Below are 1,053 nucleotides of genomic sequence, written 5' to 3'. Positions count from 1 at the left end.
GGGACGGGTGCTGGGGATGGAGGCGAAGGGGACGGCGCGGTGCGTGTCCGCGCGTGTGCCCATGGCGCGCCTGTTCGGCTACGTGACGGCGCTGCGCGGCCGCACGCAGGGACGCGCCCAGGCCAGCATGCGCCTGGGGGCCTACGAGCCGGTGCCGGAGTCGGCCAGCGCCTCCCACTCCGAGGCGCGGGCGTGAGGTGACGGCCCCGGGCTTCTCCCACGAGGGGAGGCCCGGGGCCGTGTTGTTTCCTGAGGGAAATCGCACCCCGTGTCGATTTCCGGGGCGCCCATTCGACGTGCATTTGATTGAGTCCGCGCCGTGACGGTTTCCAAGGCGCAGGCCGCGGTGCACGCGGTGTGGAGAATCGAGTCCGCCCGGCTCATCGCCGGGCTTGCGCGCATGGTGCGCGACGTGGGGCAGGCGGAGGAGCTGGCGCAGGACGCGCTGGTGGCGGCGTTGGAGAAGTGGCCGGTGTCGGGCGTGCCGGAGAACCCGGGCGCGTGGCTCATGGCCACCGCGAAGCGCCGCGCCATCGACGAGATGCGCAGGCACAAGCTGCTCGCGCGCAAGCACGAGGAGCTGGGGCACGGACTGGAGGAGGCGCAGATGCCAGACCTGGACGCGGCCCTGGACGATGACGTCGGCGACGACCTCTTGCGCCTCATCTTCACGTCCTGTCACCCGGTGCTGTCCCCGGAGGCGCGCGTGGCGCTCACGCTGCGGCTGCTGGGCGGCCTGACGACGGATGAGATTGCCCGCGCGTTCCTCGTGCCGGAGCCCACGGTGGCCCAGCGCATCGTGCGGGCCAAGCGGACGCTGGCGGAGAAGGGCGTCCCCTTCGAGGTCCCCCGGGGCGAGGAGCTGGCGGCGCGGCTCGCGTCGGTGCTGGAGGTCATCTACCTCATCTTCAACGAGGGCTACGCCGCGACCGCGGGCGATGGCTGGATGCGCCCGGAGCTCTGCCAGGACGCGCTGCGCCTGGGCCGCATCCTGGCGGAGCTGGCGCCCGGGGAGCCGGAGGTGCACGGGCTGGTGGCTGTCTCTTATAAACA

Annotated in this window: 2 protein-coding genes; both read left to right on the top strand. The window is 72.3% G+C overall.

The window, feature by feature from the left end:
* Nucleotides 1–196, top strand: a 196-nt coding sequence (locus D7W79_RS42165) for a hypothetical protein (protein ID WP_147442365.1), incomplete at its 5' end; no start/stop codon positions are given.
* 123 nt (nt 197–319) lie between these two features.
* On the top strand, nt 320–1,053 hold a 734-nt coding region (locus tag D7W79_RS42160), incomplete at its 3' end, for an RNA polymerase sigma factor (RefSeq protein WP_120530773.1).

It is taken from the genome of Corallococcus exercitus (genome assembly GCF_003611585.1).
Lineage (GTDB): Bacteria > Myxococcota > Myxococcia > Myxococcales > Myxococcaceae > Corallococcus > Corallococcus exercitus.
Note: the sequence above shows the minus strand (reverse complement) of the source record. Positions and strands in the feature narration are given on the sequence as shown.